Consider the following 24,938-nt stretch of genomic DNA (forward strand, 5'->3'; position numbering starts at 1 on the left):
CTCAGGCTCGCTTCTGTTGGGCATAGCCCTTGAGCACTTCCTCGCGCAGCACGCCCCAGATGGCGGCATGCAGCTCGACGAAACGCGGGTCGATGCGCACTTCGGCCACGTCACGCGGACGCGGCAGATCGATGGCAAATTCTCCGATGGGATGGGTGCCCGGACCGGCGGACAGCACGATCACGCGGTCGCTCATGGCGATGGCTTCGTCCAGGTCATGGGTGATGAACAGCACCGCCTTGCGCTTGGCCATCCACAGGTCCAGGACCTCGTTCTCCATGAGCTGGCGCGTCTGGATGTCCAACGCCGAGAACGGTTCGTCCATGAGGATGATGTCGGGGTCGCGGATCAGCGTCTGCGCCAGCATGGCGCGTTTGCGCATGCCGCCCGACATCTGATGCGGATAACGGCCCTCGAAACCGCCCAGGCCGACGCGGCGCATCCATTCACGTCCGCGGTCCAGCGCCTCGGCGCGGGGCACGTTGGCGAACTCCAGGCCGGCGATGACGTTGTCCAGCGCGCTGCGCCAGGGGAGAAGCGCCTCGCCCTGGAACATGTAGCCCGCACGTTCGTTGATGCCAACCAGCGGCTGGCCAAAGACCTTCACCTGCCCCGACGACGGCGCCAACAGGCCGGCGCTGACGTTGAGCAACGTGGACTTGCCGCAACCGGTCGGGCCCACCACGGACACGAACTCGCCCGGCGCGATGGCCAGGGTAGTGTCGCTGACCGCGGTGTAGCGCTGCGACCGGTCGTCACGCGAGACAAAGGTGCAACTTATGTTTTCCAGCGACAGCGCGGCTTCAGCCATTGGCATACTTCTCGTTGGCGCGGCGCGCGAAATCGTTGGTCCACACCTTCGACGGATCGACCTTCGAGCCGTTGAAGTCAGCCTGGTAGGCGGCCAGCGCCTTGAGCGCGGTGGCCGCGCCGTCTTCCGGGATCATGCCGTCCGGCGACAGGCCTTCCATGCTCTTGCCGAGCGCGGCCTTGTAGATGGCCGGATCGCCCAGCAGGTAGGTTTCGGGCACGACCTTGGCGATTTCCTCGGGGCCGGCCTTCTGAATCCACTTGTCGGCGCGCACGATGGCGTTGGTCAGCGCCTGGACGGTGTTGGGATTGGCGTCGATGAACGTCTGCGGCGCATACAGGCAGCCGGCGGGCATGTTGCCGCCGAAGATTTCCTGCGTGTCCTTGAGCGTGCGCGTGTCGACGATGATCTGGATGTCGCCGGGCATTTCCAGCATCGAGACCACCGGGTCCGTGTTGGAGATGGCGTCGATCTGGCCGCTGCGCACGGCAGTCACCGCGCCCGCGCCAGCGCCCACGCCGATGAAGGACACGTCGGAGGCCTTCAGGCCGTGCTTGGCAAGGAAGAAGCTGACCACCATGTTGGTGGACGAGCCCGGCGCGGTCACGCCGATCTTCTTGCCTTTCAGGTCAGCCGCGCCCTTGTAGCCCGGGATGTTTTTCTTGGAGACGCCCACGCCGATCATCGGCGCGCGGCCTTGCAGCACGAAGGCGCGATAGGCCTGACCCTTGGAGTGCATGGACAGCGTGTGCTCGAAGGCGCCCGAGACCACGTCGGCGCTGCCGCCCACCACGGCCTGCAAGGCCTTGGAGCCGCCGGCAAAGTCCGCGATGCTGACGTCCAGCCCTTCGTCCTTGAAGTAACCGCGCACCTCGGCGATCGTCAGCGGGAGGTAATAGATCAGCGGCTTGCCGCCGACTGCGATCTGGACCTTGGTCTTTTCAAGCTTCTGCGCGCGCACGATGGCAGGGGCCATGCTCATGACGCCGGCAGCGCCGGCGATCTTGAGCAGTTCACGGCGGGTGACTGTCATTGCTTTGTCTCCTGGTTGTCCGATATTCCGATAGCGCCGGTCTTCGCCAGCTTGTCGATAGCCGCTGAATCATACCCCAGCGATTTCAGGACTTCCTCGGTATGTTCCCCTAATTTCGGGCCCACCCAGCGCGTCTGGCCAGGTGTTTCGGACAGCTTGGGAACCACGCCCGGCAGCTTGACGGGACTGCCGTCCGCCAGGCGATGCTGTTCGATCATGCGGCGCGCAAGGAACTGCGGATCGCTGAACATGTCGGCCACGCTGTAGATCTTGCCGACCGGCACGTCGGCGCGCTTCAGGGCTTCGAGCGCCGCTTCGATACCGCGTCCGTCGCACCATTGCTGGATGGCGCCGTCGATCTCTTGAACGCGCCGCGCGCGGCCGTCGTTGCGCACCAGATCCGGATCCTCGGCCAAATCGTCGCGGCCGATGGCCCGCATCAGACGATGAAAAATCGCGTCGCCGTTGCCGGCGATGACGATATTCTGGCCGTCGCGCGTGGTGTAGGTGTTCGAAGGCACGATGCCCGGCAGCGCGCCGCCGGTGCGCTCGCGCACCACACCGGCCACGTCGTACTCGGGGACCAGGCTCTCCATCATGTTGAAGACGGCTTCGTACAGCGCCACGTCAACCATCTGACCCTGCCCTGCCTGGCATTCGTCGCCCGTCTTGCCGTTCCAGCGGCCGCCGGTGGCGTCGCGATGGCGCAGCGCCATCATCGCGCCGATCACGCCGTGCAGCGCCGCGATGGAGTCACCGATGGAGATGCCGACCCGCAGCGGCGGGCGGTCGGGGTGGCCCGACACGTAACGCAGGCCGCCCATGGATTCACCGATGGCGCCAAAGCCGGGCTGATCCTTCATGGGGCCCGTCTGGCCGTAGCCGGACAGGCGGACCATGATGAGCGCGGGATTGATGGCGCGCAGCTGCTCAAAGCCGAGCCCCCACTTTTCCAGGACGCCGGGGCGGTAGTTCTCGACCACCACATCGGCGTCCAGCGCCAGCTTGCGGGCGATCTCTTGCGCACGCGGGTCCTTCAAATTGAGCGCGATGGATTGCTTGTTGCGGGCCTGCACCGTCCACCACAGGGAATTGCCCTCGTGCAGATGGCGCCAACTGCGGATGGGATCGCCGCCGCCCGTGCCGTCCGGCCCGTGCGGGGTCTCCACCTTGATGACGTCGGCGCCGAATTCGCCGAAGATGCGCGCGGCGAATGGGCCGGCGATAAGCGTGCCGAGTTCCAGGACTTTCAGTCCGGTCAGCGCTGACATGGATTGTCTTCCTCACATTGATTGCCCGGCCGATACGTTGCCGGCGGGCGTTCTGGTACCGCGAGCGTCAGGTGGTCTTGCGCTCCATCAGCGCCCAGGCGATGGTGCCGGCGTCGACGTATTCGAGCTCGCTGCCGGCGGGCACGCCACGCGCCAGGCGCGTGACCCGCAGGCCGCGCTCGCCCAGGGCCTCGCCCAGGAAATGCGCGGTGGTCTCGCCTTCGGCCGTGAAGTTGGTGGCCAGGATGACTTCCTGCACCACCCCATCCGTCGCGCGCTTGATCACGCGCTCGAAATCCAGTTCACGCGGGCCGATGCCTTCCAGCGGCGCGACCCGGCCCATGAGCACGTAATACAGGCCACGGTAACCGTGGCTGGACTCGATCATGTTCTGGTCGGCCGGCGTTTCGACGATGCACAGCAGCGAGGGATCGCGCTTGACATTGGAGCAGGTGGCGCAGACCTCGTCTTCGGAGAAACTGTTGCAGCGCGCGCAGTGCTTCAGATCCCGCACCGCGCCGGCAAGCGCCCGCCCCAGCAGATCCGCACCCTGCGGATCATGCTGCAACAGGTGATACGCCATGCGTCGGGCCGATCGCACGCCCACGCCGGGCAGGCGCCGCAGCGCTTCGATCAGCGAGACCAGCGGCTCGGGTTCGGGCAGTAAGGGATCCATTGCAACCTACGGCAGCGGCAATCAGAACGGCAGCTTCATGCCCGGGGGCAGCGGCATGCCGGCGGTGACGGACGCCATCTTTTCCTGGGACGTGGCTTCAGCCTTGCGCAGCGCGTCGTTGAACGCGGCGGCGACCAGGTCTTCCAGCATGTCCTTGTCGTCGGCGAGCAGCGACGGGTCGATCTCGACGCGCTTGACGTCGTGGCGGCAGGTCATGGTGACCTTCACCAGGCCGCCGCCCGAGGCGCCTTCGACCTGGATGTCGGCCAGCGCGTCCTGCGCCTTCTTCATGTTTTCCTGCATCTGCTGCGCTTGGCGCATCAGGCCGGCGAGTTGTCCTTTCATCATGATGGGAGCTTCCTTGAACGAGGGGAATGAGGTTGGCCGCCGCGTCAGGCGGCGGCCGCTGAATCAACGTGGCGGATCGAGCCAGCAACGACGTGGCCGCCGAAATCCGACAGCAGCGCTTGCACGAAGGGATCGTCGGCGACGGCGTTTTCGGCCGCGAGCTGGCGCGCCGCGCTCTCGGCCTGGGCCACGGCATACGCCGTGGCGTCGCCGGTGACGCCAACCTGCACGTCCAGCCGGATGCCCTGCCCGAAATGTTCGCACAGGACGGTCTGCAGGCGCACGCGGCTTTCGCTTTCGGCCAGGGTCTTGACGGCCACGCGCAGGATGATGGCATCGCCCTGCACGCCGGCCCATTCGCTCTGGCGAGCCAGTTCCGATGCCAGGCCCGTCACGGGCAGGCGCGCGGCCAGCTCGGGCCAGGACGCCGAGTCCATGTCCGTCAGGCGAGGCGCACGCGACTGGCGCTTGCGCGCGGGCGCGGGGGCATCGCGGCGGGCGGCCGGCGGTGCTGGCGCCGGGGTGGGCGACGTGGCCAGCGTTTCGAAGTCGTCGTCCGGGTCGGACGTGAAGCCGCTGTCGGGCATGAACCCGCCTTCGGCTTCAAAAGGAATTTCTTCGTCGACCCAGGACGGCGGGCCGTCGGTGTCGCCCATTGCCGGGGCGGACGCGGATGCCGGAGCGATCGCCGCGGCGGCCGGTGTCACGGCCAGGGCAGCGGAGCCTTGCGGTTTGGCGGTCGGGGCGTGAGGCGCTGCGGCGTCGGGCGGCGAGGAGTCGGCGATCGGGGTGTCGGCGGTCGATGCGTCAGGCGTCGATGCGTCAGCGGCCGTTACGGCGCGCGCTGCCGCGTTGCTCGTCGGTGCATTGGACGTCGCTGCGCCCGCGTCTGCATTCGTGGCGTCCGGCGGCAGGTCTTCCCAAGGGGGGACACTGCTGCTGTCTGCGGATTGCGGGACGGGCGCGGCAGGCGATTGCGGCAATGCGACGGCGGCGGGCTGCGCGGGCGCGGCAGCGACAGTGGCGGGAGATTCCGACGTCGCGTCAACGGACGCGGACGCTGATGCGGACGCGGACTCTGATGCGGATGCCGGCGCCTCGTTGCGCGACGCATTGTCGTCGGCGGCGTTGCTCACCGAGGCATTGACGGTCTCGGCATGGTTGACCGCTGCGCCGGACACTGACGGAGCGACCGCGCTGGCGTCGGGTGCAGACACGGCAGGCTGACCCGCGCCCGAAGGCGCTGCGGCGGCGATGACAGCAGCGCCAACCGCAGCGGCGGCTGGCGCGGCGATGGCTGCCGCGGGTTCCGCGGTCTGACGCGCAGGCGCGGCGGGCGCTTCCAGCGCGGTCTGCGGGCCGGCGTCGCCATTGAGCGCCAGCATGCGCAGGCACGCCATGATGAAGCCCGCGTATTCGTCGGGCGCCAGCGTCAGTTCGCCGCGGCTATGGACGGCGACGGAGTAGAACAGTTGCACGGCATCCGGATGCAGCGCCTGTGCAAGCCGGGCGATGTCGCCGGCCAGCGGATCTTCGGCGGCGGTCACGCCGGTCACGCGCTGCTCGATCGCCACGCGCGAGAGCAGCACGGCCAGGTCGGCCAGCGCACCGGCATACGACAGTCCGCGAATCGCAAGCTCGTCGGCCACGGCCAGCACGCCCTTGGCATCGCCCGAAGACAGGGCATCCAGCAGGCGCACGAGATGGCGTTGGTCGATGGTGCCGAGCATGCCGCGCACGGCATCTTCGGTAAGGTTGCCCGCGCTGTAGGCGATGGCCTGGTCGGTGAGCGACAGGGCGTCGCGCATCGAGCCCGACGCCGCCTGCCCGATCAGCCGCAGGGCCGGGATTTCAAAGCCGACGTCTTCCTCGCCGAGCACGGCCTGCAGATGGCCAACGATAGAGTCGGCCGGCATCTGCTTCAAATTGAATTGCAGGCAGCGCGACAAAACCGTCACCGGGATCTTTTGCGGATCGGTGGTGGCCAGGATGAATTTGACGTGCGGCGGCGGCTCTTCCAGCGTCTTGAGCATGGCGTTGAACGCGTGCCCGGTCAGCATGTGGACTTCGTCGATCATGTAGACCTTGAAGCGTCCCGCGCCCGGCGCATAGACCGCCTGCTCCAGAAGCTGCGTCATTTCCTCGACGCCGCGGTTGGAGGCGGCGTCCAGCTCAAGGTAGTCGACAAAGCGGCCCGCATCGATCTCGGTGCAGGCGCGGCAGACGCCACAGGGCTTGGAGGTGATGCCGGTTTCGCAGTTGAGCGATTTGGCCAGGATGCGCGAGAGCGTGGTCTTGCCGACGCCCCGGGTGCCGGTGAACAGCCAGGCGTGATGCAGGCGTTGCGTGTCGAGCGCATGCGTGAGCGCGCGCACCACGTGATCCTGTCCCACCAGGGTATCGAACGATCGCGGCCGCCACTTGCGGGCCAATACCAGATAAGTCATGGCTGGATTGTAGAGCCTGATTGTTGAACCCGTTGATCGAGCGGGCTGGAATGCAAAGGGGACGGGCTTATTCCCGTGGAACGAATCCTTGGAAAATAACCCCGTCCCCTGTGAAAGCGAAGTAGCAAACGCTACAGCTTTGAAGAATCCGGTTGGCGAGCCTTACTCCGGCACTGACCCTAAACGACTATGGCTGCTTCGTTCCCGACCTGACCAGGTTCACCGTCGAACCATGCGAAGGGGCCCGCCAGCCGAGATTCTAGCAGAGCTGCGCTTCGCGCGCTCGCTAGCCTCTCGGCTGGCGGGCCCCGGGGGGCAATATGTGGGCCCCCTCCCCGGCCCTCCCCCCGAGGGGGAGGGGGTTGGGGTCTTGCTTCGCTTGCCCCCCTTCGGCTCGCTTCGCTTTGCCTTGCCTTGGGAGCTGCGCTTTTTTGGATTGGGGGGCGTTGCTTTGCTTGCCCCTTTGGCTTGCTTCGCTTTGCGGGCGTTTGCTCAATTTGGCTTGCCTTGCTTTGCTTTGCCTTGCTTTGCCTCGCTTTGCCTTGCTTGGATTTTCGCTTCGCTATTCCATCAAATCTATCCACGCCTTTGCGCGGGGGAAGTACAGGGCGGCTCGGGCGCTGCGGCCGTCTAGGGCTGTGACTTGGGTGCAGTAGCGCTGCAACTGTTCACCGTGGCGTTGGCGCATTCGGGTGGCGAAAGCGGGTGCGGACTCGCCGGGGTGAGGTCTGCCCGTCTTGTAATCGACGATCAGCCAGCCGTCTTCGGTGCTTAGGGCCAGGTCGATGACCGACACTTTGCCTGCCGCGTCGATGAGGGGCCACTCTCGACGGGCGCCTGACTGGGATAAGAGCCATAGGCCGCGTTCGTCTGCCAGGGTGGCTTGCAGGGTTTCCAGGACGGCTTCGGCGGCTGCGTCGGCTTGGCTGGCGGGGATGCCTGCTCGAGTCAACTGACGGCGCATGGCAGGTAGGCGGGGGGTTAGCGCTTCGGGGGGCCACGCTTGTATGCCGTCCTGGCCGATGCGGGCCAGCCATGCGTGGGCCAAGGTGCCGATGGCGGCGTCGTAGCCGGCTTCCAGTTGCCACGCGGGATGTTCGGCTGCTTCGCCCCATGCGCCTCGGGTGGCCGTGGCGAAGCCTGCGCTCATGGTGATGTTCGATTGGCGTTGCAGCTGCGCGAGGCCCGCGCTGTCGATGCGGCGCAGGGGTTCGCCTTGCCATTCGGGGGCGTCGCCCTCCTCTTGGATCGGCTCGCCGTTGAGCGATGGCGGGACGGGTGGGGTCAGGCAGGGCCACAGGCGGCCTAGCAGGCTGGCTGCGGGTGGGGTCTTGGTCTGGCCGGTGGCTTCGTCGATCGATACGTGACCCACCAGGTGCAGGCGCTTGCGGGCTCTTGTGGCGGCGACGTAGAGGAGGCGGTCGATTTCGTAGGAGGCGCGGCGGGCTTCGCGGGCGCCCAGGTAGCGGGAGACGGGGTCTGCCTCGGTTTCGGCGCGGGGCTTGACCGGGCCGAAGAGGACGCGGCCGCCGCTTTGTTCGAAGCGCACCAAAGGCGCCTGGTCGCCGCGCGGCGCGCGGTGCAGGCCGTACAGGATCACGGTTTCGAACTGCAGGCCCTTGGACTTGTGCATGGTCATGATTTCGACCGCGCCTTCGTCTTCGTCGGCGGCGTCGGGGGCCGCGAAGAGGCGGGAGATGCCGGCGTCCAGTGCAGCCACGTCAATGCTGCCGTGGGGGGCAAGGCGTTCGACCAGTTGGAACAGGCTTTCTGCGTCGTTGGCGACGGACAGGCCGGCGTACAGGCCTGGTCCGCCCAGCCGGCGCCATAGCGATTCCACCCATGCTGCGAACGGCATTGCGCCGGAGGCGTTGCGCTTGTCCAGCAGCACGGATGCGACCTGGCGCAGGCGTGCGAACTCGTCGGCGCTGAGCACGCTTTGCGCGGACGGCGCTTCGGGTTCGGGTGCCGGCGCATCGAAGAGCGACGCTTGCGGGTCTGCCGACGCAGCGGCCGTTGCCGTCGCGGCAGGTTGCGGCGCAATGCGCAAGGCGCGTTCCAGCAGTACAGGTATCGGCGTGATGTGGTCGTCGCCAAACAGGCGCTGCAGCGACGTAAGCGTCAGGCCGCAATAGGGCGCGCGCAGCACGGACAGCCAGGCGAGGCGGTCGGCGGGATGCGACAGCGCGCGCACGAGCTGGACCAGGTCGGCCACGACGGGGCGCAGCGCCAGCGGCACGAGGTCGACCGCGCGGGAACGGATGCCTTCCTGCGCCAGCCGGCGCGTGAGATTGCCGAGGTGGCTGCGGGCGCGCACCAGGATGGCGACGGGGTGCTTGGCGCCCTTGTGGTCGGTGAGGGCCTGGCGCACCAGTCCCACCGCGATGTCTTCGGCCTGCTCTTCGGCGGGCGGCGCGCCCTCGCGTGACCAGGCCGGATGAAAGCGCACGGCGGGGTCGGGCAAGGCCGGATGAAAGGCCGTGGACGGGCTGTAGGCGATGGCGCCTGCGGCGGCGTCGCTGCGGCGGGGCAGCAGGTCGACGAACGACTGGTTCACCCAGTCCACGATGCCGGCTTGCGACCGGAAGTTGTCCGTGAGGTTCAGGAAGTCTGGTTTGACCTCTCCCACGCCGACGTCGGCCACTTCCAGGAACAGGCCGACCTCCGCCTTGCGGAAGCGGTAGATCGACTGCATGGGGTCGCCCACCAGGAACAGGCTGCGGCCGTCGCCGGACTGCCAGCCTGCCGTGAGCGTGCGCAGCAGGTCGAGTTGCGTCTGGCTGGTGTCCTGGAATTCGTCGATGAGCAGATGGCGGATCGAGGCGTCCAGCTTGAGCAGCAGTTCGCCGGGATCGTCGGCGCTGCCCAATGCGGCGGCAGCGCGCTGGGCGATTTCGATGAAGTCCACCTCGCCCTTGTCGGCGAAGCGCAGGCGCAACTGCGCGACGGCGAGCGCGAGCGTCATGAGCTGCGCGCCCAGCACTTCCCATTGCGCATCGGTGAAATGCGGCGCGGGGATATCGCGGACGGCGTGCAGGCGGCGCACCCACGCGCCTTGCGCGTCGGCGCCTTCAAGCCAGGCGACGAAAGGTTCCTTGTGCGCGCATTTGGCCGGGAACCCCAGATTCTTGTTGACCGTCTTGCGCAAGGAGCCGGTGCCGGTCAGAAGCAAATGCGCGACGGCGCGCCAGGCGTCCAGCAGTTCCGCATCGGGCTGCAGTTCGTCAGTCCAATCCAGCAATGCGGCCAGCTTGTTTTCGTCTTCGCCGTCCTGCAGGTTGGCCGCGGCAAGCCGCGCGGGGCCGCTGAGCGAATCGCACCAGCCGTAGGGCATGGCGGCGCACAGGGCATCGAGGTCTTCGCCGATGGCTTCGGCCAACGTGGCCTCCATGGCCTCGCGGTCGGAGCCGTGGCGCAAGAGCGGCAGCCATTGATCGCGCTGGCCCAGCATGTCGGCGATGGCGTCCTTGGCGGCCTGCACGTCGACGTCCAGGTGGCGCAGCAGGATGCGCACGGCCTCGTAGTCGTCGGCGAGATCCAGCGTGGCCCGCGCCGCAGCCTCGTAGTGCGAGCGCGCGTCGTCCGTGATGTCCGGCATGCCCCCCAGCTCGGACAGCCACGGCATGCTGCGCACCAGCCCCGCGCAGAACGAGTCGATGGTGCGGATGGCAAGACGCGCGGGATGCTCGAGCAGATGCCAGCCTTGTTCGGCATTGCGCTCGAGCGCCGCGCGAGCGAGGTCCCAACTGCGGCGTTCGTGGGCGGCTGCGGGCGGCGCCTCCAGGCCACGGCGCAGCTTGCTCAGCACGCGGGCATGCATCTCGGAGGCGGCCTTGCGCGTGAACGTGATGGCGACGATTTCTTCGGGCCGGTTCACCGTAGCCAGCAGGGCCAGGATGCGGTCGGTCAGGAGTTCGGTCTTGCCCGACCCCGCAGGCGCCTGGACCAGAAAGGAGCGCGCGGGATCGAGCGCTGCGGCGCGCGCGGCGTGGTCATGCGGAAGGCGATCTTGTTCGGCCATGGTCATGCGTCCTCGTCGTCCAGATGCAAGCGCAGGAACGGCAAGGCATCGCAGTATTTCAGATCGTCGCGCCGGTACGCGACGTTGGCCGCATAGCCGGCGACGTATTCGTCGGCCAGCGACTCGATAGCCACGCGCCAGCGTTGGCGGATGTCGGGCCAGGACAGGCCCTCGAAGAATTTGCTTTCGCTGGCCAGCGTGACGCCCGGCATGCCCAGGTCTTCGTCGGCCAAGCCTTGTGCGGCGACCTGCCGCGCGTGGATCTGCGCGAGCACCAGGCCCGCCGCTTCACCGCCGGCGGCGTCGGCCAGCACGGACGCGTAGAACGGCAACTGCACGTTCACGGGACGGCTGCGCGACCAGTCGGGCTCGGGCTTGGCCGCGGCCACGCCGGTCTTGTAGTCGACGATGACGTTGCGGCCATCGGGCAGGCTGTCGATGCGGTCCAGCCGCAGCTTCAGGTTGAGCGCACCACGCTGCCACTGATGGTTCTTTTCGACCTGTGCGACCGCGAACGGCATGCGCTGCGCTTCGAGGTCGAGCCACGACGCCAGCACGGCCTGGGCACGCTGGCATTCCAGCGCCCGCAGGGCCGGTGCGTATTCCTTGAGTTCTTCGTCAGCGGCCTGCGCCACGGCCTGCTCCAGCAGCGCCGGCAGGCGGCCTGCCGCAAGCTGTTCGTGCAGCGCATCCTGGTCGGGCATCATGCCCCACACGATTTCGAGCGCCTTGTGCAGGAACTGGCCGCGCACGTTCACGGTGGCGGCGTCGGCATACGGCGCGAGCTCGCGCCCGCCGAGGCGATGGCGCACGAAGGCCCACAGCGGATTGCGCGCCTGCGTGTCCAGCACATCCAGCCCGCCCCCGCCACGATTGCCGGCGGCCAGCGGCGGCCCTTGCGAATCGTCCAGCGATTCCTGCGGCAAGGCGGCCTGCGATTCGGCCAGGACCGGCGCCCAATCGGTGAGGGGAAGCGCGGCGATCAGCGGCGACGGGCGCAATTCGCGCTCGCCATCCATGTGCGCGTGACTGACGATGATGCCGGGCGCACAGCGGCAGAGCGCGGCGTACATGCCTTCCGCCCATTCGCGTTCGCGCTCGGGCGTGGCGCGTGGCGCCCTGGCCTGACGCAATACGGCCAGGGGCAGCAGCGGGTTTGGCTTCGGCGATGCCGGCAATACGTCGTCCGTCAGGCCCAAGAGCCAGACACCATCCCAGTAGCCGCCTTCGGCTTCCAGCAAACCCAATACGTCCAACCGCGCGAGCGGGTCGCGCTGCGGCTGGAACGAGGATGAACACGCCACGCTTTCCAGCAGGTTCACCGCCGCCAAGCCGCCCAGTCGGCCCGCGGCCGGCGCCAGCGCCGAAAAGCTGCCGAGCGCATCGCCAAGCGCACCCATGACCTGATAACCGACGCTGTCCAGCGGCGCTTCGCCGGGGAAGCCCAGGGCCGTCAATGCGGCCTTCATGCGCAGCATCCAGACATCGCACGTAGCCTTGTTGCCGCCTTGCGTCCAGATCTCTGTGGCGTGGTTCCAGGCCTGCGCCAACAACGGAATGTCCGCGAGCAGCTTGCGCCATTCCGGCAAGGCTACGTGCAGCTTGCCCTGGCGTCGCCAGCGCGCGTCAATGGCCGCAAGACGCGCGCGGTCGCGCACGTCGCCGGCGCAATGCCCTGCAAGCAGCGCGGCGCCCAGCACGTCGACGCCGCATCCCTTGCCGGGCGCGCATTCGGCCAACGCCCGCAGCCACGCCAACGCCGCGCGCGCCATGGGCCATTCGTCGAGCGGACGGCCCACCGCCACGTTGAACGCAAACGCCGGCGCGCCGTCTCGCCCGGCCAGCGCCTGGCTGAGCACGCGGCGTGCAAATGGGGATTCGGCTTCAAGTTGCGGCGAGACGATGGCATAACGGCCGGCGGGGTTGGCCTTCAATTGGCTGGCCGCCCAGGCCGCGGCGGCGCGCCATTCAGCGCCTTGGTCTGCGGCTTCGAAGCGATGCGCCACCGCTTGCACGCGCTGCGTGTCGCGCCATTGCGCAACATCCGTGCCCTGCGCCTCGAACGCCAGCAGCAGGCGCTGAAAGCGCGGTGAGATGTCCGTGAATCCGGCAAGCACCAGTTGCCGCGGCGTGGCGAGGCGGCCGGCTTCAAGCGCGCGCAGCACGCGCGCATAGCCCTGGTTCGCGTCTTCGGCGTCAATGCCGGCGAGGGTCTGGCGATAGCGTTCGCGCCATCGCGCAAAGCCGCGGTATTCGTCGGTATCCGCGCCGGAAGGCACCTGCAACGCCCATTCGTCCATGAGCAGGTCGGCATCCATCGACAGCCGGGCAGCCTGGCTGGCGTCCAGCAGGACGCGTTCGGCTTCTTCGATGCGGATGGCTTCGGTCCAGACGAGCTGTGTGGCGAAACTGTCGAGCCGGTAGGCAGGCACGTCTTCGTCGGATTCGAACGCGAGCTCGTTGGCGGATTCCGCAAGCCAGGCGGACAGCGGCAGGATGCGAGGCAATTCGCTGACCTGACGTTCCTGGCGCAGCAATCCGGCGAGCTCGAGCGTAAGGCGGCGCGACAGGCGATTGTTCACCGTCAGCACAAGCGTGTCCGCCGCAGGCAGACCAGCGATGTCTGGCAACGAGAGATCGGAGTAGGTGGGCGCTGCGTCCTGCATGGTCATCCAAGGGCGCGCGCGGCAGGCGCCACGCGAAGAAAAAGAGATGAAAAAGGCGGAGAAAAATCTCCGCCGTAGGATACCGCGAGCCGGCCGGCAAAATGCGCCGGTTGCGGTAAGCCGAGCCCTGTCAAAACCCGCAGAGTGCGGCCAGGTTTTCCCAGTGAATCTGCATCTCTGGCGTGGTGTACCCCCAGAATGCAAGCCCCAACACGGCAACCAACGCCAGCACGCCCACGGCGCGCCAGCCTTTGCGGCGCGGGGCTTCGGGGTTCGGGCTGGCGTTCATGGCGCGGTTCCGGGAGGTCGTGATCACGCCGTTGCGGGCTGAGCCGGCGTCACCGGCTGTTCACGCACGGGCAGGCACAGCAGCGCGGCGATGACCGCCAGTGCAACGCCCAGCCACCAGACCAGGTCATAGCTGCCGGTCTTGGCGTAGGCGTAGCCGCCCAGCCACACGCCGATGAAGCTGCCCAACTGATGGCCGAGGAACACGATGCCCGAGAGCGTGGCCGCATAGCGCAGGCCATAGATCTGACCGATGAGCCCCTGCGTCAACGGCACGGTGCCCAGCCAGAACAAACCCATCCATGCGGCAAATACGTACAACACCCATGGCGTCAGCGGCACCGAAAGCAGCAACAGGATGCCGAAGGCCCGCATGAAGTACACCACCGCCAGCAGCCGCTTCTTGCTGTACTTGCCGCCGAGTTTGCCGGCGTAGAACGACCCCAGGACGTTGAAGAGGCCGATGAGCGCGATTGCGGTGGCGCCCTGCCCGGCCGTCAGCCCGCCGTCGGTCACATACGCAGGCAAATGCAAGGTAATGAACGCAGTGTGGAAGCCGCAGACGAAGTAGCTCCAGAACAGGAAGTGGAACGACGGATGCCGCACGGCCTGCTTGATGGCGGTGGCCAGCGATTGCTGGGGACCCGTGTGCGCTTGCGGCCGGCCACGCAGGAAATACGCAAGCGGTGCGGCGCATGCCACGAAGAGCGACAGCACCCACAGCGCGCCGGTCCAGTCCAGACCGCTGATGAGCAGTTGCCCGGTAGGCACCACGGCAAATTGCCCCAGCGAGCCGCCCGCGCTGGCAATGCCCATCGACGTGCTGCGATAGGCGGGCGGCACGGAGCGCGCGACGACGGGCAGGATGACGGGGAAGGTGGTGCCCGCCTGGCCCAGCCCGACCAGCACGCCGGCCGTCAGATAAAGCGTGGCCTCGTCGGTGGCAAAGCGCGTGCCGATGAGGCCCAGCATGTACAGCAGCGCGCCCAGGGCAATCGTGCGGCCCGAACCGTATCGGTCGGCCAGCATGCCCATGAAGATACAGGCCACGCCCCACACCAGGTTCTGCAGGGCGAAGGCCATGGAGAACACTTCGCGGCTCCAGCCGTGCGCCAGGCCCATCGGTTGCATGAAAAGGCCGAAGGTGGCGCGCACCCCCATGGCAAGCAGCACGACCAGGGTGCCCAAGGCAATGGTGCGTGCGGAAATCGTATCGGTTTGGCTAGACATGAAACCCGTGTCTGGTTGTTTTTGGGTTTGCGCCCCCTCCTCGGGGCGGCCCCGCGCGGCGGCGGGACTCAAACATCATATACAAGTCGGCAGGCGGGTCCGTGAATACCCGCGTTGGCACGACAAGCTTCGCGGACGAGGCGTTTGCGAGGCGCCAGTCAAAGCCCAATGATTTGGGCGTTGCCCCGCCTGCTGATAGACTTGCGTCCTGCTTCGAGGCCCGCGTCCGCAGTGCTAAACTTCGGCTCGCAAGTTCCGCAGCAATTTCAAGGCCTTAGTGCAGTAGCGCGCCCATGCTGGCGCCCGTTTGCCGCCCTCAGTGCTGCAAGCGCCTCGCGCACCCGCCCCGCTCGCCGTAGTTAAATGGATATAACCGGCCCCTCCTAAGGGTCAATTGGTGGTTCGATTCCACCCGGCGAGGCCACTCAAGCCTCGGCCTTGCGCGCCGTTCCTCCTCAAAAAAGTCCACCCATTCAGCCAGATGAGGGTTAATCCGGGCTACGCTCTTGCGCGCTGCGCGGTTAGCTTTGCGACTTCTGACATGTGACCAATTGCTGCTGCGTCAATATGTCACTGATATTTTTTTTCGGTAAACGTCGCAAATCGCCTTGCGTGGCACTTGAAATTGCTGTTTAAATTCGACGCGTAAGCCCATAATTCATCTGGACTTTTCCTGATCCGACGAAACGCCGGCTTAAGAAATATTTGTTCACAGACCGACAAGCCTGCTCAACCATGGCCTTTTCCTGGAAACGTGCAATTGCGAAAGCCCTAGCGCCTGCCGCGCTGGCGGTGTGCGCGCTCCTGCCCCCTGCGGCACAAGCAGCCAAAAATTCCGATCCTTGCAAGACAAACGCCAAATCGGCGGCCTGCAAGGCGCAACAAGCAAAGAAGGCCCCCGCGCCCAAGGCGGGCTCGGGCAAGAGCGCCGCTGCCAAGCAGGCAGCGCCGTCCGCCAAGAAGTCGCCTCCCAAATCCTCTTCGGCCAAGAAGGCCCCGCCCAAGAGCGGCAAGCAGGTTGCCGCGAAAGGCACGCCGTCCAAGAAGGCGGGCGCGTCGGGTAAGAGCGGCAAGGGTGGCAAGGCGGACAAGGCCGCTCGCGGCCGGCGCGTTGCCGCAGCCGGCGCTGCCAGCGCCGCGATGCCGCCGCCCGCCGCCTCGGCCCGCGCCGAAGCGGCCGCGCTGCGCTCCAGCACCGCCTATGTGCAAGACCTGGAAACTTCCACGGTCATCTTCGCCAAGAACGAAAACGTCGTGCGCCCCATTGCTTCGATCTCGAAGCTGATGACCGCCGTCGTCGTGGTGGACGCCAACCTGCCGATGGACGAGATGCTGGAGATCACCGACGAGGACGTCGACGAGCTCAAGCACACCACGTCGCGGCTGCGCGTGGGCACCAAGCTGTCGCGCGGCGACATGCTGCACCTGGCGCTGATGTCTTCCGAAAACCGCGCCGCGAACGCGCTGGGCCGCCACTACCCGGGCGGCCTGCGGGCCTTCGTGGCCGCCATGAATGCCAAGGCGCAATCGCTGGGCATGACCAGCACGCGGTTCATCGAACCCACTGGCCTGTCCAGCAACAACGTGTCGTCGCCGCATGATCTGGCGCGCCTGTTGCGCGCGGCGTCGCAGCGTCCGCTGATCCACCGCTACTCCACCGACACGGAGTACGAGGTCGAGATCAACAACCGCACGCAGACCTTCCGCAACACCAACCTGCTGGTGCGCAAGCCCGACTGGGACATCAAGGTGTCCAAGACCGGCTACATCAACGAAGCGGGCGAATGCCTGGTGATGCTGGCGCGTATCAACGGCCGCGATCTGGCGATCGTGCTGCTGGATTCGCAGGGCAAACTCTCGCGTATCGGCGATGCCGTGCGCATCCGCCGCATCGTGCAGAGCGAAGTGGCGATGGCGTCGATAGGCGCCGGGGGCTGATGGCCGGCTGACCGCTGCGTGTAGCAAAAATGAAGGGCCCGATTGCATCGGGCCCTTTCCTCATTTGGCGCGCACTTGCGCACTGCACTTCGCGGGCTTTCCATCAGAGCCGGCTTTCGCGCCCTGCTTCCCCAGGCTGGCATACAGCGCCAGCACCAGCAGCGCTGCGGCAGCCAACCCTCCCGCCGCAAACAGATTGCTGGTCAAGCCGAAGCCATCGACGATCTGGCCGCCTGCCCATGATCCGAGTGAAATGCCGATATTGAACACGGCCACATACAGCGCGGTGGCGACTTCCACATGCCCCGGCGCGGCCTTCATCATCCAGGTCATGAGGCCGACAGACACGCCGCCATAGGCCAGGCCCCATGCCACGAGCGCCACACCACCGCCGATAGGAAAACCGCCCACGGCCAGGAACAGGGCCGGTGTCAGCAGCAATCCCAGCGCAATTGCCGTCAAGGTCGGCACGGTGCGCTGCGCCGCGGCGATGCCAGCGAGGAAGTTGCCGACGATGCCCGCGAGTCCATAGGCAAACAGCAACGCGCCGATCCATTGCGCGTCGAACCCCGACACCGACAGCAACAGCGGACGCACGAAGGTGAAGGCCGTGAAGTGCCCGGTCACCAGCAACAACGTCAGCAGCAGCCCCGCCCGCAATCCGCGATTGGCCAGTTGCGCGCCGAACTGGCGCGCGGAGGCCGAACTGGCCACGGGCAACGCCGGCATGACAGCAAGATGAAGCGCCAGCACCAGCGCGCTGAAGACGGCCATGCTTGCGAAGGCCCAGCGCCACCCGGCGAGTTCTCCAATCAGCGAGCCGAGCGGCACGCCCATCACGGATGCGGCGGCGACGCCGCCAAAGATGATGGATGTCGCCAAGCCGACAGCGCCGTGCGGCACAAGCCGTGCAGCCAGGCCGCCGGCGATGGCCCATATGCCATCCATGCAGAATCCGACGAGGACGCGCGCCGCGAGTAGCCAACCCATGCCGGGCGCGAATGCCGAACCCACGTTGGCGATCACCAGCAGACCCAGCAGGCCGCTCAGGATCTTGCGCCGATCCATGCCGCCCGATGCGATCACCACCAACGGCGCGAACAGCGCAGCCAGCAACGCGGGCAGCGAGATCGTCAGCCCGGCGGATCCCGTGGAGACGCGCATCGTGTCGGCAATGGGCGTCAGCAGACCTACCGGCAGCATTTCAGTGGTCACGACGGAGAAAGTGGCAAGACTGGCCGCCCCGACGGCCAGCCATAATGACCGGGCCGCCATCACGCGGCCCGCCATGCCGGCGAGCCATGGGCGCTCAGGCGCCGATGCCCCCACATCGCCACCAACAGCACTACCCCGCCTGCGCCGACCGCGACGGCGAAGCCCGCCCGTGCCCCACCGCCATCCACCACGTGGCCGGATAACGCAGCGCCCAGCGCAACGCCGACATTCAATCCGGCCAGCAGCCAAGTCATGCCTTCGGTCAGGCGTTGCTCGGGCACCAGGCGCTCGACCAGCGACATGGCGACGATCATGGTCGGCGCGAAGAACACTCCAGCAACCAGCACGGCGCCAGCCAGCGCGGCGATGCTGCCGACGAGCAGGAATGGCAAGGTGGTGGCTGCGATTGCCAGACCGCACAGCAGCAAGAGGCGATGCTGTGGCGTCTTTACCTTGAGCGCGCCGTACAACAGTCCGGCCGCGCAGGAACCCACGGCATAAGCCGACAGCACCAGACTGGCCGCGGCCGGCTGGCCCATCTGTTCGGCGAAGGCCACGCTCACGATGTCCACCGTGCCCACGATGATGCCCATCGCCACCATCAGCAGCGCCAGCACACAAACGTGCGCCGATCGGATCACCGATCCGGCGTCCGTGGTGGCGGCGTCTTGCGCCTGGACGGGCGGTTCGGTGTCCCGCTGCACGACCAGCGCGAACACACCAACCATCAGCAACAGTGCCGCGACCAGCGGACCGGCCTGGGGATACACCGCGACCGACAGTCCGACCGACAATGGCGGCCCGGCGATGAACGTGACTTCGTCGAGCACCGTTTCCAGGGAGTAAGCCGTCTGCAAACGCGGCTGGCCCCGGTATAGCACGGCCCAGCGCGCCCGCACCATTGCGGACATGCTTGGCATGAAACCCGCCAGCAAGGCGCCGGCAAACAGCGTCCAGTTGGCCGCCTGCCACCACGAACCGCCAAGCAGGATCAAAAATCCGATGACGCTAACGGCCGTGGCGACGGGTAGCACGCGCATTTGCCCATGCCGGTCCACCAGTCGGGAAATCTGCGGCGACAGCAGCGCATAGGTCAGCACAAAGGTGGCGGAAACAGCTCCCGCCAAGGCATAGCCGCCACGCAGTTGCGACAGCATGGTGATGATGCCGATGCCGGTCATCGGCAGCGGGATCCGCGCCACGAGGCCCGCCAAGGCAAAGCCCCGCGTGCCGCGAGCGGCGAAAAGGTCGCCATAAGGGTTGGTCATTCATCTCTCCAGCAGGTATCGGCTTGCCGCTGCACGGCCGGCCGGCGACAATACAAACAGTCCGTATGAATAAGATCGTATATTCATACGGACTGTTTGTAAATAATCATACGCGTCGTATGTAAGGAGAGAGGAATGGTTCGCCGCACGCGCGCCGAGATGGAAGAAACCCGCGCCACGCTGCTCGCAACGGCCAGACAGTGCTTTGCGGCGCACGGCTATGCCGCCACTTCGATGGACGACCTCACTGCGCAGGCGGGACTGACCCGTGGCGCGCTATACCACCACTTCGGCGACAAGAAGGGATTGCTGTCGGCGGTCGTGGCGCAGATCGACGCCGAGATGGATGCGCGCCTTCAGACGATCTCGGACCGCTCCGACGACGCATGGGAAGGCTTTCGAAAACGCTGCCATGCCTACCTGGAAATGGCGCTGGAGCCCGAGATCCAGCGCATCGTGCTGCGCGACGCCACGGCGGTGCTGGGTGGCGCATCCCCGGAATCACAACGCCATTGCGTGGCGTCTATGCAGCGCCTGATCGACAACCTCATCCAGCAGGGGATTGTGGCCGACGCGGATGCGCAGGCGCTCGCTTCGCTGATTTACGGCAGTCTGGCCGAAGCCGCGTTCTGGATTGCCGACGGCGAAGATGGCAGTGCGCGGCTGGCGCGGGGCAGCGCGGCATTGGAGCTATTGCTGCGGGGACTGTTGGCGACACGGTAGGCAGCACGAATGCGCGGGACCTGTTGCTGCCGCGGGCGGGCATGGAGCGACGCCTGCTCGCCAAGTCAGCGCGCGCTATGTCGTCATGCCGCGCGGCGCTTCGCGGGAACGGGTTGGGCATCGCACAGCGACGGCGGCAGCCCTTCCAGGACGGCTTGGGCATTGAGCGATTGGATCGGCACGCGGGCATCCCGGGGAATGCGGCCTTCGGCCTGCAGCAACTGATACCGCAGGCAGCATACGCGCAGGAACGAGGTGAAGTTGGCGGCCTCGCCGCGGTACTCGACCAGTTCGTCGTACAGGCGTTCGATCAGTTGCGTGACCCGCATGCCGTCGCGGCCGGCGATTTCTTCCAGCACCTGCCAAAACAGGTGCTCGAGCCGAAGGCTGGTCGCCACTCCGTGCAGGCGCAACGATCGGGTTTCGCAGGCGTAGGAGTGCTCGGTGGCGCGGATGAAGATTTCACACATGGACGGCTCCTGGGCATCGGCGACACGCTGCCGGGAACGGCGCGCCTGCGAACGACTGTACGACGATTGCCGCGCCGGCCGCAATACGGCCCCCGACTCGGTGACGAGTTGTACCTTCCCGCGCTGATTGATGTACATCATGGTTTTAGCCGCCCAAGCGGCCGAGCATAGTCAAACTGATCAGACTTCGGAGGTAGTGATGAACAAGACCATGAAGGCAGCAGTCGCACGCGCGTTTGGCCAACCGCTGGTAATCGAGGAAGTCGCCGTGCCGCGCCCGGGTCCGGGCGAACTCCTGGTAAAGATCGAAGCCTGCGGTGTCTGTCACACGGACCTGCACGCCGTCGAAGGCGACTGGCCCGTCAAACCCAATCCCCCTTTCATTCCCGGCCACGAGGGCGTCGGCTACGTCGTCGCCGCGGGCGCCGGTGTCACGCACGTCAAGGAAGGCGACCGCGTCGGGATCCCGTGGCTGTATTCCGCCTGCGGCCATTGCGAGCACTGCCTGGGCGGCTGGGAAACCCTGTGCGAATCGCAGCAGAACACGGGCTACTCCGTCAACGGCGGTTTCGCCGAGTACGCGCTGGCGGCAGCCGATTACGTGGGCCTGCTGCCCAAGAGCGTCGGCTTCGTCGATGTGGCCCCGGTGCTGTGTGCCGGCGTCACCGTGTACAAGGGCCTGAAAATGACGGACACCCGGCCTGGCAACTGGGTGGTCGTTTCGGGGATTGGCGGCTTGGGCCACATGGCGGTGCAGTACGCCAAGGCAATGGGCCTGAACGTGGCGGCGGTGGACATCGACGACGCCAAGTTGGACTTCGCGCGCCGCCTGGGTGCGGAAGTCACCGTCAATGCGCTGACCACGGATCCGGCTGCTTACCTGAAGCGGGAGATCGGCGGTGCGCATGGCGCGCTGATCACCGCGGTGTCGCCCAAGGCGTTCGAGCAGGCGCTGGGCATGGTGCGCCGGGGCGGCACGATTTCGCTGAACGGGTTGCCGCCGGGGGATTTCCCGCTGTCGATCTTCGACATGGTGCTTAACGGCGTCACCGTGCGCGGCTCCATCGTGGGATCGCGGCTGGATCTGCAGGAGTCGCTGCAGTTTGCCGAAGAGGGCAAGGTCCACGCCACCGTCGCCACCGAAAGCCTGGACAACATCAACAGCGTGTTCGACCGCATGAAGCAGGGCCAGATCGAAGGCCGCATCGTGCTCGACTTCGCCTGATACCTGCGCGCGCCCCAAAAGCGTCCGCTGCGGCATGTGCCGCAGCGGGCGCTTTTTCGTGGCGGCGGCTCGGTACAATCCGGCCTACCCTGATCCCAGAGAGGCCGCATGTCCCCTCCTCCCACTGAGCGTCGCAGCAAGCCTGCCACCAGCCGCGCGCCTCGGCGCGGGTCTGGCCGGGTGACCATTGCGGACGTCGCGCGCGTGGCGGGCATGTCGATGCACACGGTGTCGCGGGTGCTGAACGCCCCCGAGAACGTACCTGAACGCACCGTCAAGCTCATCCACGACGCCATCGCCCAGACCGGGTACGTTCAGGACCTGGTTGCCGGCGGCCTGGCCAGCGGCCGCAGCCGTCTGGTGGCGGTGACGGTGCCCACGCTGGGCAGCCCTGTGTTTCTGGAGGCGCTGCAGACGCTCAGCCTGCACCTCAGCCGCCACGGCTATCAGATGATGCTGACCGAAAGCGGATACGACCCCGAACTGGAAGTGTCCGCCCTGCAAGCGATCCTGGGCCGGCGGCCCGACGGCGTGGTCATGATGCGCACGGTGCTGACCCCGACCGGCAGGACGCAGTTGCGCGCGGCGCGCATTCCCGTCGTGGAAGCCTGGGATTGGAACGACGATCCGGTCGACATGCTGATCGGCTTTTCGCACGAGGCTGCGGGCGCATGCGTGGCGCAGTTTCTATCTGAAACCGGAAGGCGGCGGCCCGTGGCCGTCATCGGGAATGACCCGCGTGCGGGACGCCGGTTGCAGGGTTTCACGGCGGCGGCGCGCGAGTTGCGTTTGATCGACGCGGACGCAGACACGCCGCATGTGCTGATCCCCGCCCCCGCCACGATGGGCGCGGGCCGCAGCGGGCTGGCCGAACTGCTGGCTCGCGAGCCCGATGCCGATGCCGTGGTGTGCAGCACCGACATGATTGCCATGGGCGTATTGCTGGAAGCCGCAGCGCTGGGCAGGCAGGTGCCCGGTGACCTGGCCGTCGTGGGATTCGGCGATCAGGCTTATGCGGCGGCCACCACCCCGCCGCTGACGACCGTGCGCATCGACGGCTCGCTGATCGGCGAGCAGGCCGCGCGCGCCATCATCGACCGCCTGGAGGGTCAAGCCAATGCGGGGTTGCGGGTCGATGTGGGATTCACGTTGATGCGGCGTCAGAGCGCCTGACGCTTTCCCTGTCCTGCCCAGGCTGAACCGCGCCTAGTTCTGAGCGGAAACATCGCATTTCCTGGGGAATCTCCCTATCAAAAATATTAGCGCTAATAAAATATTAGCGCTAATATTTTCCGATATTCATACCAAGATCAGGAGACAACATGCTTGACCAAGCCCGTGGCGTTTACATCGTTGCGCAGACGCCCTTCCAGGAGAACGGCGCCATCGACCTGGAGAGCGTCGACTCGCTGACCGACTTCTATTTTTCACACGGCGCCAATGGCCTGACCGTGCTGGGCGTTGCCGGCGAGGCCAACAAGCTCACGCCGGCGGAATCGCTGGCGGTGGCGTCGCGGTTCATCGCGCGCGCCAGGAACAAGCCGGTCGTGGTGGGCGTCAGCAACAGCAGCGTGGCCCAGATGGCCGAGCTGACCGGTCAGGTGATGGACGCGGGCGCCGCGGGCGTCATGATCGCGCCGCCAGGCGGGTTGCGCACCGAGCAGGAAGTGTTGTCCTACTTCGAGGCCGTGTTCGACCGGATCGGCAATGTGCCGACGGTGCTGCAGGACTTTCCGTTTTCGACAGGCACCTGGATGTCGGTGCCGGTGATTGGCCAGTTGATCGAGCGTCACCCGCAAATCCAGGCGGTCAAGGAAGAGGACCTGCCCAGCATCACCAAGATCACCAAGCTGCGCGCCCTGCCCGGCCGCCGCGTCGCCATCCTGACCGGCAACAACGCGATGTTCCTGCCGCTGGAAATGGGCCGCGGCATCGATGGGCCGATGGCCGGGTTCTCGCATCCCGAGATGCTGTCGCAGGTCTATGCGCTGTACACGGCGGGCCGTGTCGACGAAGCCCACGCGGTGTTCGACCGCTACCTGCCGTTGCTGAGCTACGAGAACCAGAGCCAGTGGGGCGTCGCCGTCCGCAAGGAGATCATGAAGCGCCGCGGCGCGATCAAGCATGCGGGCATGCGCCGGCCGGGTCCGAAGCTGGACGCGACTGACCACGCCGAGATCGATCTGCTGCTTGAACGCCTGAAGCGCACGCTCGCCGAAGCGGGTTGACCGAATTTCCCGAGCGCCGTGTTCCCGCGGCGTTTCGGGATGCACTGCAGTACCGAACATCAAAAACCATAAGCAAGGAGACAACATGTTCAAGAGCACCAAGCAGAGCATTGCCTACGCGTGCGCGGGTCTGGTCGCGCTGGCGGCGTCGGCGGGCGCGAGCGCGGCGGATAACTGGCCGACCAAACCCATCCGCATGGTCATCCCGTTTTCTGCGGGCGGAAACACCGACGTGGTGGCCCGGCTGATTGCGCCGCACATCGAGAAAGCGGTGGGTCAGCCCGTCGTGGTGGAAAACCGTCCGGGCGCGGCGGGCAACATTGCCGCGGACTTCGTAGCGCGCGCCGATGCCGACGGCTACACGCTGTTGATGGGCACGGTGGGCACGCAGGCCATCAACTACGCCATCTACAAGGACATCCGGTTCAAACCGGCGGATTTTGCGCCGGTCACGCTGGTGGCGTCCGTGCCGAACGTGCTGGCCGTGACGGCCAGCCTGCCCGTGAAGTCGGTGCAGGAACTGATCGAGTACGGCAAGAAGAATCCGGGCAAGCTGAGCTTTGCGTCCAGCGGCGCGGGCAGCTCGATCCATCTGTCGGGCGAAATGTTCAAGAGCCGCACGGGTGTCGACATGGTGCACGTGCCGTACAAGGGCAGCGCCGCGGCCGTGACGGATCTGGTCGGCGGACAGGTGCACCTGATGTTCGACAACCTGCCGACCTCGCTGCCTTTCATCAAGAACGGCACGCTGCGCGCGTTGGCCGTGACCAGCGCGGAACGCAGCACCAATCTGCCCGACGTACCCACCATGGCCGAGGCCGGCGTGCCCAATTTCGAGGCGGGCTCGTGGTTTGGCGTGCTGGCCCCGGCAGGCACGCCGGCGCCCATCGTGAACCGCATCGATCAGGCCATCGAGAAGGCCATGGCCGACCCCGATATGCAGAAGCGCGTGATCGAGCTGGGCGCGGTGCCTACCGTCAAGGGTCCGGCGGAATTCAACGCCTTCATCGGCACCGAGATCGAGAAATGGAAAGCCGTGGTGCAAGCCGCCGGCGCTTCCGCCAACTGACGCGACAAACG

Annotated in this window: 19 protein-coding genes, 1 tRNA gene and 1 other RNA gene; 7 read left to right on the forward strand and 14 right to left on the reverse strand. The window is 66.6% G+C overall.

The window, feature by feature from the left end:
• Position 1: 1 nt before the first annotated feature.
• The 11 genes from AB3147_RS21275 to AB3147_RS21325 form a co-directional block, all read right to left on the reverse strand.
• The gene (locus AB3147_RS21275; protein ID WP_056570777.1) at positions 2-811 is read right to left on the reverse strand and encodes an ABC transporter ATP-binding protein; all 810 of its coding nucleotides are present in this window, start codon (positions 809-811) and stop codon (positions 2-4) included.
• Complete coding sequence (locus tag AB3147_RS21280) at positions 804-1,844, reverse strand: ABC transporter substrate-binding protein (RefSeq protein WP_175186418.1); 1,041 nt, start codon at positions 1,842-1,844, stop codon at positions 804-806. The genes AB3147_RS21275 and AB3147_RS21280 overlap by 8 nt, the downstream gene beginning before the upstream one ends.
• Positions 1,841-3,115, reverse strand: a complete 1,275-nt coding sequence (locus AB3147_RS21285) for a CaiB/BaiF CoA transferase family protein (RefSeq protein WP_175126030.1) — start codon at positions 3,113-3,115, stop codon at positions 1,841-1,843. The genes AB3147_RS21280 and AB3147_RS21285 overlap by 4 nt, the downstream gene beginning before the upstream one ends.
• A gap of 67 nt (positions 3,116-3,182) precedes the next feature.
• On the reverse strand, positions 3,183-3,791 hold the full coding sequence (gene recR / locus AB3147_RS21290) for a recombination mediator RecR (RefSeq protein WP_175126029.1): 609 nt from the start codon (positions 3,789-3,791) through the stop codon (positions 3,183-3,185).
• Between the two features lie 21 nt (positions 3,792-3,812).
• Positions 3,813-4,139: a YbaB/EbfC family nucleoid-associated protein gene (locus tag AB3147_RS21295; protein ID WP_056326789.1), complete on the reverse strand. Its 327-nt coding sequence runs from the start codon at positions 4,137-4,139 to the stop codon at positions 3,813-3,815.
• A 44-nt stretch (positions 4,140-4,183) separates the two neighbouring features.
• On the reverse strand, positions 4,184-6,586 hold the full coding sequence (gene dnaX / locus AB3147_RS21300) for a DNA polymerase III subunit gamma/tau (protein ID WP_367352902.1): 2,403 nt from the start codon (positions 6,584-6,586) through the stop codon (positions 4,184-4,186).
• 151 nt (positions 6,587-6,737) lie between these two features.
• Positions 6,738-6,835: signal recognition particle sRNA small type (ffs, locus tag AB3147_RS21305), an RNA gene on the reverse strand.
• Between the two features lie 313 nt (positions 6,836-7,148).
• On the reverse strand, positions 7,149-10,607 hold the full coding sequence (locus tag AB3147_RS21310; protein WP_367352903.1) for a UvrD-helicase domain-containing protein: 3,459 nt from the start codon (positions 10,605-10,607) through the stop codon (positions 7,149-7,151).
• Between the two features lie 2 nt (positions 10,608-10,609).
• Positions 10,610-13,279: a PD-(D/E)XK nuclease family protein gene (locus tag AB3147_RS21315; RefSeq protein WP_438860994.1), complete on the reverse strand. Its 2,670-nt coding sequence runs from the start codon at positions 13,277-13,279 to the stop codon at positions 10,610-10,612.
• A 124-nt stretch (positions 13,280-13,403) separates the two neighbouring features.
• Positions 13,404-13,562, reverse strand: coding sequence for a hypothetical protein (locus AB3147_RS21320; protein ID WP_175126025.1), 159 nt, complete (start codon positions 13,560-13,562; stop codon positions 13,404-13,406).
• Positions 13,563-13,585: 23 nt separating this feature from the next.
• Positions 13,586-14,791: an MFS transporter gene (locus AB3147_RS21325; RefSeq protein ID WP_367352905.1), complete on the reverse strand. Its 1,206-nt coding sequence runs from the start codon at positions 14,789-14,791 to the stop codon at positions 13,586-13,588.
• 349 nt (positions 14,792-15,140) lie between these two features.
• Here AB3147_RS21325 and AB3147_RS21330 point away from each other — a divergent pair.
• Together AB3147_RS21330 and pbpG are read left to right on the forward strand one after the other, a co-directional pair.
• A tRNA-Arg gene (locus AB3147_RS21330) sits at positions 15,141-15,215 on the forward strand.
• Positions 15,216-15,526: 311 nt separating this feature from the next.
• Entirely contained in the window at positions 15,527-16,729 is a 1,203-nt protein-coding gene (gene pbpG / locus AB3147_RS21335) for a D-alanyl-D-alanine endopeptidase (RefSeq protein ID WP_246282928.1), read from the forward strand.
• Between the two features lie 60 nt (positions 16,730-16,789).
• Here the strand turns inward: pbpG and AB3147_RS21340 are convergent, their stop codons facing one another.
• Together AB3147_RS21340 and AB3147_RS21345 are read right to left on the reverse strand one after the other, a co-directional pair.
• On the reverse strand, positions 16,790-18,019 hold the full coding sequence (locus AB3147_RS21340) for an MFS transporter (protein ID WP_367352906.1): 1,230 nt from the start codon (positions 18,017-18,019) through the stop codon (positions 16,790-16,792).
• The gene (locus AB3147_RS21345) at positions 18,004-19,212 is read right to left on the reverse strand and encodes an MFS transporter (RefSeq protein ID WP_367352907.1); all 1,209 of its coding nucleotides are present in this window, start codon (positions 19,210-19,212) and stop codon (positions 18,004-18,006) included. The genes AB3147_RS21340 and AB3147_RS21345 overlap by 16 nt, the downstream gene beginning before the upstream one ends.
• A gap of 135 nt (positions 19,213-19,347) precedes the next feature.
• Here AB3147_RS21345 and AB3147_RS21350 point away from each other — a divergent pair, with 135 nt between their 5' ends.
• A complete protein-coding gene (locus AB3147_RS21350) occupies positions 19,348-19,935 on the forward strand; it encodes a TetR/AcrR family transcriptional regulator (protein ID WP_175125913.1) in 588 nt (195 codons plus the stop codon).
• 83 nt (positions 19,936-20,018) lie between these two features.
• On the opposite strand, the gene AB3147_RS21355 is transcribed toward AB3147_RS21350, so the two are convergent.
• Positions 20,019-20,405 (reverse strand): ribbon-helix-helix domain-containing protein, encoded by a 387-nt coding sequence (locus tag AB3147_RS21355; RefSeq protein ID WP_175125912.1) that lies wholly within the window; start codon positions 20,403-20,405, stop codon positions 20,019-20,021.
• Between the two features lie 199 nt (positions 20,406-20,604).
• On the opposite strand from AB3147_RS21355, the gene adhP reads away from it, so the two are divergent.
• The 4 genes from adhP (at position 20,605) to AB3147_RS21375 (ending at position 24,927) form a co-directional block, all read left to right on the forward strand.
• Complete coding sequence (adhP, locus tag AB3147_RS21360) at positions 20,605-21,630, forward strand: alcohol dehydrogenase AdhP (protein ID WP_367352908.1); 1,026 nt, start codon at positions 20,605-20,607, stop codon at positions 21,628-21,630.
• 108 nt (positions 21,631-21,738) lie between these two features.
• Positions 21,739-22,803, forward strand: coding sequence for a LacI family DNA-binding transcriptional regulator (locus AB3147_RS21365; RefSeq protein WP_286898074.1), 1,065 nt, complete (start codon positions 21,739-21,741; stop codon positions 22,801-22,803).
• Positions 22,804-22,952: 149 nt separating this feature from the next.
• Positions 22,953-23,858: a dihydrodipicolinate synthase family protein gene (locus AB3147_RS21370; protein ID WP_175125909.1), complete on the forward strand. Its 906-nt coding sequence runs from the start codon at positions 22,953-22,955 to the stop codon at positions 23,856-23,858.
• An 85-nt stretch (positions 23,859-23,943) separates the two neighbouring features.
• Entirely contained in the window at positions 23,944-24,927 is a 984-nt protein-coding gene (locus AB3147_RS21375) for a Bug family tripartite tricarboxylate transporter substrate binding protein (protein ID WP_175125908.1), read from the forward strand.
• Positions 24,928-24,938 lie beyond the last annotated feature (11 nt).

Origin of the sequence: Achromobacter animicus (assembly GCF_040775605.1) — a bacterium.
GTDB classification, from domain to species: domain Bacteria; phylum Pseudomonadota; class Gammaproteobacteria; order Burkholderiales; family Burkholderiaceae_B; genus Achromobacter; species Achromobacter animicus.

Coding starts and splice junctions, on each gene's coding strand:
- recR (WP_175126029.1), bottom strand. CDS start 3,791: ATGGATCCCTTACTGCCCGAACCCGAGCCGCTGGTCTCGCTGATCGAA.
- AB3147_RS21355 (WP_175125912.1), bottom strand. CDS start 20,405: ATGTGTGAAATCTTCATCCGCGCCACCGAGCACTCCTACGCCTGCGAA.
- AB3147_RS21320 (WP_175126025.1), bottom strand. CDS start 13,562: ATGAACGCCAGCCCGAACCCCGAAGCCCCGCGCCGCAAAGGCTGGCGC.
- AB3147_RS21375 (WP_175125908.1), top strand. CDS start 23,944: ATGTTCAAGAGCACCAAGCAGAGCATTGCCTACGCGTGCGCGGGTCTG.
- AB3147_RS21345 (WP_367352907.1), bottom strand. CDS start 19,212: ATGACCAACCCTTATGGCGACCTTTTCGCCGCTCGCGGCACGCGGGGC.
- pbpG (WP_246282928.1), top strand. CDS start 15,527: ATGGCCTTTTCCTGGAAACGTGCAATTGCGAAAGCCCTAGCGCCTGCC.
- AB3147_RS21315 (WP_438860994.1), bottom strand. CDS start 13,279: ATGACCATGCAGGACGCAGCGCCCACCTACTCCGATCTCTCGTTGCCA.
- adhP (WP_367352908.1), top strand. CDS start 20,605: ATGAACAAGACCATGAAGGCAGCAGTCGCACGCGCGTTTGGCCAACCG.
- AB3147_RS21295 (WP_056326789.1), bottom strand. CDS start 4,139: ATGATGAAAGGACAACTCGCCGGCCTGATGCGCCAAGCGCAGCAGATG.
- AB3147_RS21365 (WP_286898074.1), top strand. CDS start 21,739: ATGTCCCCTCCTCCCACTGAGCGTCGCAGCAAGCCTGCCACCAGCCGC.
- AB3147_RS21325 (WP_367352905.1), bottom strand. CDS start 14,791: ATGTCTAGCCAAACCGATACGATTTCCGCACGCACCATTGCCTTGGGC.
- AB3147_RS21370 (WP_175125909.1), top strand. CDS start 22,953: ATGCTTGACCAAGCCCGTGGCGTTTACATCGTTGCGCAGACGCCCTTC.
- AB3147_RS21280 (WP_175186418.1), bottom strand. CDS start 1,844: ATGACAGTCACCCGCCGTGAACTGCTCAAGATCGCCGGCGCTGCCGGC.
- AB3147_RS21350 (WP_175125913.1), top strand. CDS start 19,348: ATGGTTCGCCGCACGCGCGCCGAGATGGAAGAAACCCGCGCCACGCTG.
- AB3147_RS21275 (WP_056570777.1), bottom strand. CDS start 811: ATGGCTGAAGCCGCGCTGTCGCTGGAAAACATAAGTTGCACCTTTGTC.
- AB3147_RS21340 (WP_367352906.1), bottom strand. CDS start 18,019: ATGGCGGGCCGCGTGATGGCGGCCCGGTCATTATGGCTGGCCGTCGGG.
- AB3147_RS21285 (WP_175126030.1), bottom strand. CDS start 3,115: ATGTCAGCGCTGACCGGACTGAAAGTCCTGGAACTCGGCACGCTTATC.
- AB3147_RS21310 (WP_367352903.1), bottom strand. CDS start 10,607: ATGGCCGAACAAGATCGCCTTCCGCATGACCACGCCGCGCGCGCCGCA.
- dnaX (WP_367352902.1), bottom strand. CDS start 6,586: ATGACTTATCTGGTATTGGCCCGCAAGTGGCGGCCGCGATCGTTCGAT.